The 16,730-nt window shown below is 31.6% G+C and carries 10 protein-coding genes; 7 read left to right on the top strand and 3 right to left on the bottom strand.

The window, feature by feature from the left end; all coding sequences use genetic code 11:
- Positions 1-2: 2 nt before the first annotated feature.
- Complete coding sequence (locus H3U97_RS03595) at positions 3-1,937, top strand: U32 family peptidase (RefSeq protein WP_065578991.1); 1,935 nt, start codon at positions 3-5, stop codon at positions 1,935-1,937.
- 566 nt (positions 1,938-2,503) lie between these two features.
- On the opposite strand, the gene H3U97_RS03590 is transcribed toward H3U97_RS03595, so the two are convergent.
- On the bottom strand, positions 2,504-3,016 hold the full coding sequence (locus H3U97_RS03590; RefSeq protein ID WP_065578750.1) for a hypothetical protein: 513 nt from the start codon (positions 3,014-3,016) through the stop codon (positions 2,504-2,506).
- A 432-nt stretch (positions 3,017-3,448) separates the two neighbouring features.
- Here H3U97_RS03590 and H3U97_RS03585 point away from each other — a divergent pair, with 432 nt between their 5' ends.
- Both H3U97_RS03585 and H3U97_RS03580 read left to right on the top strand, forming a co-directional pair.
- Positions 3,449-4,162, top strand: coding sequence for a helix-turn-helix domain-containing protein (locus tag H3U97_RS03585; RefSeq protein ID WP_034902725.1), 714 nt, complete (start codon positions 3,449-3,451; stop codon positions 4,160-4,162).
- Positions 4,163-4,208: 46 nt separating this feature from the next.
- A complete protein-coding gene (locus tag H3U97_RS03580; protein ID WP_198198167.1) occupies positions 4,209-5,249 on the top strand; it encodes a YdgH/BhsA/McbA-like domain containing protein in 1,041 nt (346 codons plus the stop codon).
- A 66-nt stretch (positions 5,250-5,315) separates the two neighbouring features.
- On the opposite strand, the gene hrpA is transcribed toward H3U97_RS03580, so the two are convergent.
- Complete coding sequence (gene hrpA, locus H3U97_RS03575) at positions 5,316-9,182, bottom strand: ATP-dependent RNA helicase HrpA (RefSeq protein ID WP_198198164.1); 3,867 nt, start codon at positions 9,180-9,182, stop codon at positions 5,316-5,318.
- Positions 9,183-9,257: 75 nt separating this feature from the next.
- Here hrpA and H3U97_RS03570 point away from each other — a divergent pair, with 75 nt between their 5' ends.
- The 4 genes from H3U97_RS03570 (at position 9,258) to H3U97_RS03555 (ending at position 15,125) form a co-directional block, all read left to right on the top strand.
- A complete protein-coding gene (locus H3U97_RS03570; RefSeq protein ID WP_198198162.1) occupies positions 9,258-9,677 on the top strand; it encodes an META domain-containing protein in 420 nt (139 codons plus the stop codon).
- Between the two features lie 332 nt (positions 9,678-10,009).
- A complete protein-coding gene (pykF, locus tag H3U97_RS03565) occupies positions 10,010-11,422 on the top strand; it encodes a pyruvate kinase PykF (RefSeq protein WP_065612964.1) in 1,413 nt (470 codons plus the stop codon).
- Between the two features lie 111 nt (positions 11,423-11,533).
- Positions 11,534-13,591, top strand: coding sequence for a polyphosphate kinase 1 (ppk1, locus tag H3U97_RS03560; RefSeq protein WP_086361194.1), 2,058 nt, complete (start codon positions 11,534-11,536; stop codon positions 13,589-13,591).
- Between the two features lie 10 nt (positions 13,592-13,601).
- A complete protein-coding gene (locus H3U97_RS03555; RefSeq protein ID WP_370545673.1) occupies positions 13,602-15,125 on the top strand; it encodes an exopolyphosphatase in 1,524 nt (507 codons plus the stop codon).
- A gap of 114 nt (positions 15,126-15,239) precedes the next feature.
- Here the strand turns inward: H3U97_RS03555 and H3U97_RS03550 are convergent, their stop codons facing one another.
- Positions 15,240-16,700 carry a DASS family sodium-coupled anion symporter gene (locus H3U97_RS03550; protein WP_198192043.1) on the bottom strand — a complete coding sequence of 487 codons (1,461 nt, stop codon included), beginning with the start codon at positions 16,698-16,700 and terminating at the stop codon, positions 15,240-15,242.
- Between the last annotated feature and the right edge of the window lie 30 nt (positions 16,701-16,730).

The raw sequence follows: 16,730 nt of genomic DNA, 5'->3' as shown, positions 1-16,730 counted from the left end.
ACCTGCAAACCAACAATAATAAACTTGAATTACTTAGTCCTGCGAAAAACATAGACATTGCCAAACAAGCAATCTTACATGGGGCTGATGCAGTTTATATTGGAGGCCCGCATTTTGGTGCCCGTCATAATGCCGGTAATTCAGTCAGTGATATAGCCGAATTAGTTGAGTTTGCCCATCGTTTTTATGCCAAAGTCTTTGTCACATTAAATACTATTTTGCACGATAATGAACTTGAGATAGCTCGGCAATTGATCTGGCAATTATATGATGCAGGAGTTGATGCTTTAATTGTTCAAGATATGGGCATATTAGCCATGGATATTCCGCCGATAGATTTACATGCTAGCACGCAAATGGATATTCGAACCCCGGAAAAAGCTAAATTTCTTTCAGATGTTGGTTTTTCACAAATAGTTCTAGCTCGAGAATTAAACTTAACTGAAATAGCGAATATTCATCAACAAATAGATGCCAATATCGAATTTTTTATTCATGGGGCTTTATGTGTTGCATTTTCAGGTCAATGTTATATTTCTCATGCTCAAACGGGTAGAAGTGCCAATCGAGGTGATTGTTCGCAAGCATGCCGTTTACCATTCACATTAAAGGATGATCAAGGCCGTGTTGTTGCTTATGAAAAACATCTTTTATCAATGAAAGATAATAATCAATCTGAAAATTTAATCGAATTGATACAAGCTGGAGTTAGGTCATTTAAAATAGAAGGACGTTATAAAGATTTAAGCTATGTAAAAAATATAACGGCATTTTATCGTAAAAAACTCGATGAAATTTTAGAAAAATCGGATGATTTTGCAAGTGCATCAAGTGGTAGAACTCAACATTCATTCACTCCAGATCCCAATAGAACATTTCATCGAGGTGCTACTGATTATTTTGTTCGGGGTAGACAAGCCAATATTGGCGCTTTTGATTCACCTAAATTTATTGGCTTACCTATCGGTGAGATGACGAAAGTTACTAACCAAACAATTGATATTAAATCTGAAAAAGTTTTAACGAATGGTGATGGATTAAACGTCTTGGTAAAGCGTGAAATCGTAGGATTCAGAGCTGATAAAGTTGAAAAAGTTGCTAATAATCATTATCGAGTGTTTCCTAATGAATTACCTAAGGTATTTCATTCCTTAAAATTACCTTATCAAATTAATCGTAACCTTGATCACAATTGGCAACAAGCTTTATTAAAAGAATCGAGTAGTCGTCGAATTGGTGTAGCATTTGAATTGTTCAATCAATCAAATGTTGTTCAATTGATAGCAACAAGTGAAGAGGGCTGTAGTGTAAAAATTACTTTAAAGGGTGAGTTTGAATTAGCTGAACAATCTGATAAAGCACTCAAAAATATAAAAGATAGCTTATCAAAAATTGGTAAAACGATATATTATCTTACTGATTTAGAAGTTAATTTGACCGAGATATTTTTTATTCCAAGTAGCCAATTAAATCAATTACGAAGAGATATTATTGATAAGTTAACATTGGAACGGCTAACTCATTACCAAAGAAAGTTACGAAAACCACAAGCGGAACCTGCGCCAATTTATCCAGAAGAGCAACTAAGCTTTTTAGCAAATATTTATAATCATAAGGCTAGAGAATTTTATACTCAGCATGGCGTTAAACTAATTGAAAGTGCTTTTGAAGCACATGAAATTAAAGATGATGCGCCATTAATGATTACAAAACATTGTTTGAGATTTGCGTTTAATTTATGTCCTAAACAAGCTAAAGGTATTCAAGGTGTGAAAACAAAAGTAACACCAATGAAATTAATACAAAATAATAATGAAGAATTAATACTGAAATTTAATTGCAAAGCCTGTGAAATGCAAGTTTGGGGTAAAATCAAAAAACACATTTTAAAAATGCCATTACCAGGAAGTGAATTGATTTTATTAACCAATAAATAATTACAGTCAAAGAAACAAAATTTACTGAATAAATTAGTTCTTTTTTAAAGAAGAATTAAGTTCGTAATAATATGTTATATTTAACATAATATACATTATTCTAACTTTAATTATTTAACTTATAGTATCTTTTTATTAAAAGAAAAGGGCGGCAATATCCTTTTCTTTAATAAGTTTGTAATTATACTAATTGGTGTAGATAAAAAGTTTGTTTTATAAAATTATTCATTATTTTCTTTCCTAAAGTATAAATTATTTTATGTCAAATGTTCTATTTATGTCTTGAGTATAATAAATAGCCTATATGTAATGTTATGGCTATTTAAGTTATGAAAGTGCAAATAATTTAATATAGCTTAATTTTTAATTTATATATTGTAAAAAGTTAATTCAGCTGGCTGATTGACTAAATTAAATGTATCCTATGCTCTGCAGAGAATTGTGTATTACTACACATGTGTTGAGGAAATTTAATATTCTATTGATTTATATGGTATTTTTATCTTTATTAGAAATAACAGAAGTTATACAAAGTAATATCTTCTGTTCTTAAATAGCAAAACTTCTTATAAAGAATCTAATTCTTTTTGTTTTTTCTGGTTCTTTTCTTGTTTTACTGCTTGCTCTACTTGTTCGTTGAACTCTTTGTCAATGTAAAGAAGATTTAATTCAAAAGACATGTGCGGTGATTTTAATTCAATAATAGTTTCATCATTTTGATATTTAACATATTGATCACCAACAAACTCAAGTTTTTTTTCTACTAATTGATATTTTTGAGATAAATTTTCCTTTAAAGATTTAAATTTATATTTACCGAATGTAGTACTAATAGCTAATAATTTTTCATCTTTTGAGAAAATGAGTAAAACGCTTTCTAATCCGTCAATATCTAATTCATTGTTTTTGATGTAATACATAGGTCCGTTGGAATATAAATTAGTATCATCAAAGTTTAAAGTATATTTTTCTTTAGCTTCTTTTAATGTTGTTTTATTAATTTCGAGACCAAATGGAGATGGATTAGCATATAGCAATGAACTATAAAAGAATACTATTAGTAAAACCAGTTTTTTCATTGTGATATTTCCTGTTTAGAATTTATGATTTATGAGCACAAGCATAGTATCACAATAATTAAGTACATTTATACGCTTAACTGATATATTACTAATAGGAAGTATTTACAAAATTGTCATCTAGAAAATAAAAAATAATATTAAGTTAAATATTGATTATATTTAGTTCGCATAATGTATATTATGTTAAATAATAGATATTATAATCTATCCCCGTTTATCTCTTTATTACTCGGTAAAATGAGGATTTTAATAAGTTAAAAAGTAAAAACAAATTACCAAAAAGTGGTAATTTAATTATTTAATAATAATTTTTTATTTCTTTTCTATTTATTGAATAATAAAATATAAACTATATAGTTAGTTTTTGTTTTATCATAAAATATGGTAATCTTAGCAATTAAAATCTTTAACGATTCTATTTAGGTTTATATGCACACTATTTATAAAACATTGCGTAGCAATAGTTATTCAGTTCCTTGTGAATTATGTAGTATTGGTGGATTGTGTATCCCTATGTTACTTAATAATTCACTAAGTAATGTTTTAGAACGGCAAAAATCATATTTAAAAGATGAAATAGTTGTTAAATCAAAAACTCCATTTAAAAAGTTTTATATTGTTCATTCTGGTGCATTAAAGACGTTTGTCACTACTCCAGAAAAAACAGAACAAATTAATGGATTTTATTTACCTGGGGATATCGTTGGTTTAGATTCCATTTCAACTAAGGTATATAATAGCAATATTCAAGCATTAGGAAATACTTCGCTTTGTGAACTTTACTATGATGAATTAATGTCATTAATTGACAGTAACAAAGATGTTCGTGATCTGATATTTAAATTATTAAGTACAGATATATATAATTATCAAAAATTAATTCTCTGTTATTCGCAAAAAAAATCTGATGAACGTCTTGCTACTTTTATCTATTCTCTTTATCTTAGATATCAACAAAGAGGACATACTTCTTTAAATATCAAACTGGCAATGAGTCGTGCTGATATAGCCAATTACTTAGGCTTGACGATTGAAACCGTTAGCCGGAATTTATCAAAATTACAAGAACAAAATATTTTAACAGCTAAAGGGAAATACATATATATTAATAATTTAGAAGCTTTAATAGAAATATGTAACTAAATTTATCTGTACTAAATTAATTAAAATTTACTGTAAGGTTTTTTATATGACAAGTTTAAAGAAAACATTTATTGCAGCAACTATTGCACTTATCCCCTGTTCTTCATTCGCTGCCCAGCAGTTAACTGAAGAACAAGCTAATAGTATGCAATCTTACAAGAGCATTACTATTAGAGGTGCTTTTTATACCGATAGCGATTACCTTATGGCTATGTCTAAAGCTGCTGATAATGAAGGTGCGGCTTCTTTCTATATTACTACTACCAATATTAGTCCATCTAATGACACTTTACGAATTGTTTATGCTAAATTATATAAATCAGACGCTCCTAAAGCTATAGAACAAGCGGAAAGTTTACGTAAGTTTGAAGGAGTTTATGAGTATCCAAAATCAAAAGCTATTCGTTTAGAACCATTTAATATTGTTCGTATTCGTGGTTACTTCCCAACCGATTATGACATCAATCAAGCAATTGCTAAAGAAGCTTCAGCTAAAGGGGCTTATGGGTTCTATATTGATTCACGTTCAGAAATAGGTAGTAATTTACAAATTGCAGCTTATTTATTCAAAAAAGATGCACCAGAACGAAAATTACAACCTGAAGATGCTATTCCTTATGATTCTGAAGCGGGTCAATTAGCTTTAGCTAAAGGTGGCGATGCTGCAATGCAGGTTGAAAAACCTGGTTATTATTCTCCTTCAGCGTTTAATGAAAAATATTATGCTGATAAATTTAATAATAAAGTTATAGATAAAACGACTACCACAACGACTACAGGTAAAGTTGCAACATCATCAAATACTGAAACAACAAGTACTGTTGCTACAGAACCACAAAGAGTGACTCGTTACACCGTAACATTGCCTGATGGAAGAAAAATTCAAGAACTGAATGATGCTACAGCAGCTAAAATGGTTGCTTTTGATACATTGAAATTTAGAGGCTATTATGTCACTGATCAAGAAATTTCTTATCAAGCAGGTAAACGTGCGATTGAAGCTGGCGCAAAATATTATCATATTGCTCGTGTAGCACATGATACTAAAGGCCCAAATATTACGGTATTTGTTGATCTTTATCGATAATCAAAAATGGGCGCCTAAGCGCCCTTCTTTTTATTCTCATAACTTATCAGATTATAGATTCTAAAATTATAACTCTGTCGATACAGTCTCTATTTGTTGTCTTATGCGTTTTGCTGAAATTGGATAAGGTGTTCCTAATTGTTGTGCAAAAAGATTAACTCTTAGTTCTTCAATCATCCATTTAATGTTAGTCACTTTGCTTAATGGTTTTTGATTTTCTGGCAAACTATTTAGCCAAGTTTGATATTCATTCTTAACTTCTTCTATTATATTCATTGCTTGTCTATCTTTAGCCATATTCGAACCAAGCTTCTCTAAGCGTTTTTCAATCGCAGATAAATAGCGATAAATATCAGGAAGTTTGTCATAACCGGTTTGTGCAACAAACCCTTTATAGACTAATTCACTGACTTGCTGTTTTATATCTGATAAAGCAAAAGCAAGGGATAGATCTACTCGACCTTTTAATTTTTTATTAATATTAAAGTGTAACGTTAATATTGATTCTACTTGTTTAGCAATATCAACAACAGTTTCATTGATATGGCTTTTAGTGTAAGTAAGAAGTTGTTGATATTGTTTTTGATTATCAATAATTTGGTTGTTTTTTTCTATTAAATGATCAACGCCACAAGCAATGCAATCATCAATAAGATTGAGTACAGTGCCAAACGAATTAAAATATAAACCTAGCTTAGATTTGTTTGGCAGTTTCTCATGTAAATATTTTATCGGTGATGGAATATTGAGGATTAATAATCGTCGAATACCTAACTTGCTTAATCGCTTTTGTTCTTCCAAAGAATCAACAAGTTTAATACTAACTGAATGTTGATTATCAATAATCGCTGGATAAGCTTTAATTGTGTAATTGTTTTGTTTTTCTTCATAGATTGCAGGTAAAGAACCAAAATCCCAATCTGTAATATTATTCTTTTCTATTTTAATCGATTTTTTCTGGGTTAAGGATGATAAAGCTTGTTGAACTTCTGTTTTAAGTTGTTCTTGAAGTTTAACTAAATCTTTGCCGAAAGCAATTTCGCGATTATGATCAACAATACTGAAATTCATCTTTAAGTAACTAGGTACTTGATCAAGTTGCCAATCTGTTGACTCAATCCTAGTACCGGTCATTTTTCTAAATTCATTTTGTAACGTTTCAAGTAACGGCGATGCTGTAGAATTGACTCTACTCAAAAAGGCTTCAGCATAGTTAGGTGCCGGTACCAAACTTTTACGTAATGATTTAGGTAATGACTTGATTAATGAGATAATTAAATCATAGCGAAAACCAGGAACTTGCCAATCAAAACCACTATTTTTTATCTGATTAAGGATATTTAGTGGAATAGTGATTGTGACGCCGTCACGTTCATTACCAAGGTCAAACTGATAACTTAAAGGTAGCTTTAAGTTGTCTTGATACCAAAAATCTGGATAATCATTCACTTTCACCGGTTGTGCTGACGGTTTGATCAACATATTTTTTTCAACATTAAGAAATTCTGGATCAACTTTTTGTTTTGTTTTCCACCATGTATCAAAATGCTTTGCAGAAATTACTGATTTATCTATTCGTTGGTCATAAAAATTATATAGGTCATCATCATCAATCAAAATATCTTGACGTCGAGACTTATGTTCAAGATCCTCAACTTCATTGATTAATTTTTGATTTTGCTTATAAAAACTGTGGTTAGTTTGCCAATCACCTTCCACTAACGCATGGCGAATAAATAAAGAACGACTTAATATTGGATCAATTTTACTGTAATTAACTGTGCGACTAGCAACAATAGGTAATCCATATAAAGTGACTTTTTCATTAGCAATGGTTGTTCCTTGTTTTTTAGACCATCTCGGCTCACTGTAACTGTATTTAACTAAATGTTTAGCTATTGGTTCGATCCACTCAGCTTCAATTTTGGCTGCAGTTCTACCCCACAATCGGCTGGTTTCAACCAATTCACTAGCTATACACCATTTTGGTTGATTTTTAAAAATCGCTGAATTAGGGAAAATAGCAAATTTAATATTACGAGCACCAATATATTCATGTTTTTCGATTTCTTTCATCCCAACATGCGATAATAAACCACTTAATAGTGCAATGTGTAATGAACGATAATCCGCTAATTGGCTATTAATCGGAAATGCTAGTTGTTTAACTGTTTGCCTAATTTGCGTATAAACATCTTGCCATTCACGAATACGCAGATAATTGAGGTATTCTTTTTGACATAAACGTCTAAATTGATTACCCGATAATTCTGCTTGTTGACTGGCAATATAATTCCATAAATTAATAAAAGAGATAAAGTCTGATTCTTTATCGGCAAATCGGCGATGTTTTTCATCAGAAGCTTGCTGTTTATCAAATGGACGTTCTCTAGGATCTTGTATTGATAGTGCGGCAGTAATAATCATCACTTCTTTTATACAACCTAATTGTCTTGCTTCAACTAACATTCTCGCTAATCGAGGATCTATAGGCAACTGAGATAAAATTCGACCTATATCAGTTAAGTGATAATGATGATGTTTAGTGTAAATGGCTCCGAGTTCTTCTAATAGTCGTATGCCATCACGAATATACCTAGAATCAGGTGATTCCACAAACGGAAAAGCAGCAATATCACCTAATCCTAATGATGTCATTTGTAATATAACTGAGGCTAAATTTGTTCGTAATATTTCTGGTTCAGTAAATTCAGGCCTCGATAGAAAATCCTGTTCATCATAAAGCCGAATACATATACCGTCTGATGTTCTACCACAACGCCCTTTTCTTTGATTTGCCGATGCTTGAGAAATTGGTTCAATTGGTAATCTTTGCACCTTAGTACGATAGCTATAACGACTTATTCTGGCTAAGCCAGGATCGATAACATATTTAATGCCTGGAACAGTGAGCGATGTTTCAGCAACATTAGTTGCTAAAACAATTCGTCGTCCATTATGCGGTTGAAAAATGCGATTTTGTTCTGATGCCGATAGCCTTGCGTATAAAGGTAGAATTTCAGTATGTTTCAACTCCAATTTTCTTAATGTGTCGGCAAGATCACGTATTTCACGTTCTCCCGTTAGAAAAATGAGTATATCACCAGTACTTTCCGATGAAAGCTCATCGATAGCATTAATGATTGGTTGAAAATCATTGTTTTTATCGCTTTCAGAATCCTCACTAAAAATCACTGGCCGATACCTAACTTCAACCGGATAGGTTCGGCCTGATACTTCAATTATCGGAGCATGATTGAAATGATTAGAGAAACGCTCAACATCTATTGTTGCCGAAGTGATAATAACTTTTAAATCGGGGCGTTTAGGTAATAGTTGTTTTAAATATCCTAAAATAAAATCAATATTTAAACTACGTTCATGAGCCTCATCTATAATGATAGTATCATATTGCAGTAATAGCTTATCTTGTTGAATTTCTGCTAATAAAATCCCATCAGTCATCAATTTAACCAATGTACTATCACTGACATGATCTGAAAACCTAACTTTGTAACCGACTAATTGCCCTATTTCCGTCTTTAATTCTTCAGCAATACGATTGGCTACCGAACGAGCGGCTAATCTTCTAGGTTGAGTATGACCAATATAGCCTTTAACACCTAGCCCTAATTCTAGACATATTTTGGGAATTTGTGTCGTCTTACCTGAGCCGGTTTCGCCAGCAATTATGACCACTTGATGATGTTTAATTGCTTCATAAATAGCCTGTTTTTTTTCAACTACAGGTAAATTACTAGGAAAATCAATATGATCAGGTAAAGATTGTAATCGAACATTATAATGTTCAACAGCTAAATCAATTGCTGATTGAATTTCAGCAATATTTTGTTTTTTATTAATAAGCTTTCTTATTTTCAGTTGATCTAAGAAAGTCATTGACGACAATTTGTTTAATTGTTGAGATACCATAAGGCGTTGAGAATATTATTCACAATTATAATTGTTATAAATTATAGCAAATATTCCTTATTTATAGGAGATTAAATGAAGAAATCACTATTACTATTATTATCTGCTTCGCTAATATTTAACTCAACTGGATGCGCTTTTTCAAATAGCATTAATGAACAGGATCTTATGCATCACCATTATATTCTGATGGAAAATAATGGTTTAAGTTTACCTATTTTCAAAAATGTTGATTTAGAATTTGGCGAAAATATGATTATGATTGGAAAAATCTGTAGTGAATTTTTAGCTCAAGTTAAACTTGAAAATAATATGATCAAAGTCCAGATAATTAATATGACCAACAATAAATGTCTGAACAAACAATTAGATTTACTCGATAATGTGATTAAAAAACTGATTATTGATGGGGCAAATATTCAATTAATTGACACTAAATTAGTACTAAAAAATAACCAAGACACACTTATCTTTCAATTAAAAGATTATATGTAACTAAAAAACCCCTTTCCTCAAAATTTTTATAAAATCTATCGTTATTATCCAATTTGTTATCTTATACTAATTGTATAAACTTAAAACAGATTTAGTGATAAAAAACTTTATTTAAAATAGAGTTAAGTCTATAATGAAGCCAATTTTTTGAGGATCTAAATTTTAATGAAAATAGTCAATTTTTCAGACACTGAAATAAAATTAAGTAACTATTTTTCAGTTGCTCGATCCTTCTTATATCCCTTTCAATCCAATGTAAATACTTTGCATTTAGACATATACCCAGTTTATATGAAATTTAAACATTAACCTTAACAAGTAGTGATAATATTATGAAAAAGACAAAAATCGTTTGTACTATAGGACCAAAATCAGAATCAAAAGAGATGTTAACCAAATTATTAAATGCAGGCATGAATGTAATGCGTTTAAACTTCTCTCATGGTGATTATGAAGAACACGGAAATCGAATCAAAAATTTACGTGAAGTAATGCAAGAAACAGGCTTAAAAGCGGCAATTATGTTGGATACTAAAGGTCCAGAAATCCGTACTATTAAGTTAGAAGGTGGTAATGATGTATCACTTGTTGCTGGTCAAACATTTACTTTTACTACTGATGAGAACGTTGTTGGTAATTCAGAACGTGTTGCGGTTACTTATAAAGGTTTTGCTCAAGATCTTAAACCTGGCAATCGTGTTTTGGTTGATGATGGTTTAATCGCTATGGACGTTGTCGAAATCAAAGGTAACGAAGTTGTCTGTAAAGTACTAAATAATGGTGATTTAGGTGAAAATAAAGGTATTAACTTACCAGGTGTTTCTATTAAATTACCTGCACTTGCTGAAAAAGATAAAAATGATTTAATTTTCGGTTGTGAGCAAGGTGTTGACTTTATTGCTGCATCTTTTATCCGTAAACGTTCTGACGTTGAAGATATCCGTGCTCATCTTAAAGCTCACGGTGGTGAAGAAATTAAAATTATTTCTAAAATTGAAAACCAAGAAGGTTTAGATAATTTTGATGAAATTTTAGAAGCTTCTGACGGTATCATGGTGGCTCGCGGTGACTTAGGTGTGGAAATCGCTGTTGAAGAAGTTATTTTTGCTCAAAAAATGATGATCAAAAAATGTAACAAAGCTTCAAAACCTGTTATTACTGCAACACAAATGTTAGACTCAATGATTAAAAACCCTCGCCCTACTCGTGCTGAAGCTGGTGACGTTGCTAATGCAATCATTGATGGAACCGACGCAGTTATGTTATCAGGTGAAAGTGCTAAAGGTAAATATCCATTTGAAGCAGTAAATGTGATGGCTACAATCTGTAAACGTACTGATGGTACTATTCCTGCTAAACTTGAGTTAACAACCAAAGAAGAAACATTACGTATTACTGCTGCAGTTTGTTGTGGTGCAGTTGAAATTGCTGAACGTTTAAATGTGCCATTAATTGTTGTTGCTACTCGTAGTGGTAAATCTGCTCGTGAACTTCGTCATTACTTCCCGACAGCTCGTATTTTAGCGTTATCTTCAAGTCAAAAAACAGTTAATCAATTAGCATTATCTAAAGGTGTTGAACCAATTTTAATTGATGCGATTAACTCAACTGACGATTTCTACCGTTTAGGTAAAGAAATGGCAGTTAAAGTTTGTAATGTTAAACAAGGTGATACGATTGTTATGGTATCAGGTGCATTGGTTCCAAGTGGTACTACTAATACAACTTCGGTACACCGTATCTAATCATTTTAAAATTGTTTAAATGAATAATAAAAAGCTAGCGATGTGCTAGCTTTTTTTTTAACATGCGTTATGCTGTTAGATATTCAATTTGTGGACTGGACCAAATAAGACATGATTATAGAAAAAGTATATTTACCCAAAGAACTCAGTTGGTTATCCTTTAATCAACGTGTACTACAAGAGGCTGCTGATGAAAGTAATCCTCTTATAGAACGAATCCGTTTTTTAGGTATTTACTCCAGTAATCTAGACGAATTTTATAAAGTTCAATTTGCAAACTTAAAAAAATATGTTCTTATTGAGCAAGAACAATCTCAATCCACCTCAAATGCGAAACATTTATTAAGACAAGTTAACCAAAAAGTTATTCAACTTGAATTACAATTTGATCAGCTCTATAACGAACTATTATTAGAAATGGCTAGAAACCAGATTTTCCTAATAAATGAGAGACAACTTACTAGTTATCAAGAAAATTGGATAAAAAATTACTATAAGCAAAATCTAAGACAATATATCACCCCTATTCTTCTTGATAGCCATACTGAATTGATCCAATTTCTCAAAGATGATCATGCTTATTTGGCAGTGGAAATTATTTGTAAAGACAATATTAGTTATGCCTTATTAGAGCTGCCTACCGACAATGCTCCTCGTTTTGTATTATTACCATCGGAAGTTTCAACCAAAAACAAATCAATTATCTTTTTAGATAATATTTTACGTTACTGTTTAGACGATATTTTTAAAGTCTTTTTTGATGCTGTTGAATTAAATGCTTATTCAATCAATATTAATCGTGATGCGGAATATGAATTAAATAGTGAACTAGATAGTTTACTAGAATTAATGTCACAAGGATTAAAACAACGTTTAACCGCACAACCGGTACGCTTTACCTATCAAAAAGATATGCCTAAAGCATTATTTGAATTATTGATTAATAAGTTAAAATTAACAGAACAAGATGCAATGCCAGGCGGACGTTATCCTAATTTTAAAGATTTAGTTAACTTTCCTGATTTAGGGGTTAAAAATTTACTTAATAAACGTTTACCTAGCCTTGCTTATAATCGATTCAAAAAATTTAGGAATGCTTTTGCGACTATTAAGGATCGAGATGTATTGCTCTACTATCCTTATTATTCATTTGGTCATGTACTTGAGATCATGCGTCAAGCCTCTTTCGATCCAGCTGTGACCCATATTCGTATGAATATTTATCGGGTTGCGAAAGATTCCCGATTTATACACGCAGCAATTAATGCCGCCAATAATGGTAAAAAAGTTACAGTGGTGGTTGAACTACAGGCTCGCTTTGATGAAGAAGCAAATATAAAATGGGCAAAAAGATTAATTCGTAGTGGTATTAAAGTTATCTATTCACAACCAAAACTCAAGATCCATGCTAAATTGTTTTTAATTGATCGACGAGAAGAAGATAGAATTGTCCGCTATGCACATATCGGCTCAGGTAACTTTAATGAAAAAACAGCACGAGTCTACACCGATTTTTCACTATTAACTTCTGATCCAGCCATTACCGATGAAGTTATTAAAGTATTTAATTTCATTGAAAATCCATTTAAACCTGTTTCATTTAATCACTTACTGGTATCGCCACAAAATACTCGTCAACGTTTTTATGAGTTTATTGAACGTGAAATTAATAATGCCAAAGCAGGAAAACCTTCTGGTATTTATTTAAAATTGAATGCGATCACCGATAAAGAGATGATTGACCAACTTTATCGAGCTTCATGTGCCGGTGTAAATATTAGAATGATTGTTAGGGGGACTTGTGTGTTAGTTCCTCAAATCCCTAATTTAAGTGAAAACATCTATGTAACGAGTATTGTCGATCAATATTTAGAGCACGCTCGGGTATATATTTTTGAAAACGATGGTAAAAAAGACACTTATATTTCATCAGCAGACTGGATGCCTCGTAACTTAGATAATCGAATTGAAGTAGGTGTTAAAATTTTTGATCCAGTTTTAAAATCTACTATACATGATATCTTTAACTTGCAATGCAATGATAATGTCAAAGCAAGAATCATCGATAAAGATAATATGAATAATTATGTACAACGAGGCAATAAGAAAAAAATAAGAGCACAACATGCCATTTATGACTATTTAAAACACATGGAATCATCGGTATAAGGGTTTTAACGTGAATAAATTTAATGAATATGCTGTCGTCGATTTAGGCTCTAATAGTTTTCATATGATCATCGCTCGCAATATCGATGGAGCTAGACAAATCATATATAAACATAAAAAGAATATTCATCTTGCTACTGGATTAAATGAATATAATGAATTAAGTGAATCAAGTATTAATCGCGGTATTGAATGTTTAGCGTTATTTGCTGAACGATTAAATGGATTTCCAGCCGAAAATGTAAGAATTATCGCTACTTATACTTTACGAATTGCGAAAAATAGACTTAAATTTTTAAACGAAGCAGCTAAAGTATTACCATACCCTATTGAAATCATTTCTGGTCAAGAAGAAGCCAGACTTATTTATCTCGGTACAATGACAGCAGAGTCCACCAATGAAAACGATAGCAAATTCGTGGTTGATATTGGTGGTGGCTCTACTGAAATTGCCATTGGTAAAGGTAATAATCTAAAACCAATACTCGTAGCTAGCAGACCAATGGGTTGTGTCACTTACACTAAACAGTTTTTTCCGCAAAAGAAAATTGATTATCAATCATTTCAACAAGCAAAATTAGCTGCCGAGCAACAAATTGAAAATTTAATCAATCTAATAAAAAAACAAAATATTAGTGCTGCTTTCGGTACATCCGGTACCATTAAAAGCATTTATAAAATTTTACTCGATATTGGGGTTAGCGACGGAATTATTACCCCTAAACGTTTGGATGATTTAATCAGTTATGTATTAGAATTTAATTATTTTCATGAAATTGATTTTCCTTCTCTATCCGAGGAAAGAAAAAATGTTTTTGTCAGTGGATTAGCTATCTTCAGTGGCGTCTTTAATGCATTAGGTTTAGAAGAATTACAATTTAGTCCAAGTGCTTTACGTGAAGGTGTTCTTTACGAACTTATTGATGGGCCGAACTACCGAGATATCAGACAAACAACAGCTGAATCGCTATCGCAGCACTATAATATTGATGAACGCCATGCTAAACAAATTGTGAAAACGGCAAAATACCTTTTTTCTCAATGGAAAGCGCAATCTTTAATGATCATACCACCAAGTGTTGAATCCATTTTATATTGGGCAGCACAATTGCATGAGGTGGGGTTAAAAATTAACTTTTCTTCGATCCATAAACACTCTAGTTATATTCTAAAAAATAGTAATTTACCGGGGTTTAATGAAGAACAGCAATTATTATTATCAACGTTGGTTCGTTACCATCGAAAATCGATTAATATAGAAGAATTTCCTTATTTTAGCTTGTTTGAATTTAAGCATATCATTGCCATGTTACAAATTCTCAGATTATCGATACTCATAAACAATCAACGTAGTCCCGATCTAGATCTCAATGCTTTTAAGTTAATTTTGTCGCAAGAAAAATCCACTAAAATGACACTAACGATAGATAAGCTGTTTGTTGAAAATAATAGGTTGATTCTATTAGATTTGGAACAAGAGAAAAAATATTGGAAATCGGTAAATAACTGGAAATTATCGATTGATACTTTTTAAGCTTTTTAATTTATTAAGGTAAAAAACCGCCATTTGAAGTGACCCCCCAATAGTTGGACAACCAATTACTGGGGGGCTTTTTATTTGTCGATAACAGTAGAGATTATAGAGTTTTTAACCTAATCCAATAATTTTCCACCATAAAATTCCAATGGTGAAAACAATAATTAGATTAACTACACTACAAATAAAGCCTACTTTCCACCAAGTTTTTACCGGTACAAATCCTTCAGCAAATAATAATGGATTTCGAGCATTTGCAAACTGAGTAAGAGAACCAAAATAATTGGTACAAATAACTAAAGCAAAAATAGCAATTAATTGCGGTACTCCTAAGGCAATAGCAACAGATAAAAATACTGGGAATAAAGCCGCAATATGTGCATTACCACTGGCAAAGAAATAGTGTAAATAAACATAAGCTACACATAGAATAATAATAACAAAAATCCAACTACTATCACCTAAATGGCCTTTTACTGCTGCACCAATGGTATCGCCTAACCATTTAGTTACACCAAGTTTATTAACTTGACCAGCCATCATTAATAAAGCAGCAAACCAGATTAATGTATCCCATGCCGCTTTTTCACCTTTGATATCATCCCAACTTAATACACCAGTTAAAATTAAAATAGTTAAACCAATAAATGCGGTTGTAGTTGAATCGATACCAATATTTTTACCAAAAATCCAAAGCGCTAATAATAAAACGACTGTAGAACCCATAATGATTTCTTTTAAGGTAATTGAACCCATTTTCTTAAGTTCTTCAGCAGCTAATTTTGGTGCTTCAGGTGTTTTTTTCAATTCTGGATTAGTTAAAAAATAAATAACTAAAGGAATAACAACAAATGACACTAAACAAGGAACAATTGCAGCAATAAACCATTGTCCCCAACCCAAAGTGATACCAAGTGATGAAGTCACTAATTTTGCCGCTAATAAATTACCAGTAAAAGCTGTTAAAAACATTGCCGAAGTAATGTCGTTAACATGACTTATGGTTAGCATTAAAAAAGTACCAATACGATTTCTTGATTCATCTTTAGGATTTGAATTAAAGTTGATAGCCAATGCTTCAGCTATTGGATAGATTACCCCACCAGCTCGAGCCGTAGTACTTGGAATTGCCGGCGCTAAAGCAACATCGGTGACTGATAGTCCATAAGCTAAACCTAAGGTATTTTTACCTAAAATTTTAACTAAAAAATAAGCAATACGTTTACTTAAACCAGTTTTAATAAACCCTCTAGCAATCATAAACGCGATAACAATCAACCAAATTAAACTACTGTTTAATTCACTTAATGATATTTTGACTGATTCGGCAGCGGTTGTCGCTCCTGATGGTCTAAGAACAGCAAATACCGTAATAGCTAATAATCCAATTGCGCCTATAGGCATGATTTCTGCAACAATACAGGCGATAGTTGCCACAAATATAATACTTGTTCGCCACCCTTCTACACTAATACCTTCTGGTGGAGATATAAAAAGCCATAATATTGCCGATATTCCTGCAATAATAATAAGAGGAAGCCATTTAACTGGCGGTTTTTTTACTGTACTCATAATATTTCCTTTTAAATTAAATATCAATTT

It is taken from the genome of Gilliamella sp. W8128 (assembly GCF_016100545.1).
In the GTDB taxonomy this organism is placed as follows: Bacteria; Pseudomonadota; Gammaproteobacteria; order Enterobacterales; family Orbaceae; genus Gilliamella; species Gilliamella apis.
This window is presented reverse-complemented; position numbering and strand designations above follow the sequence as displayed.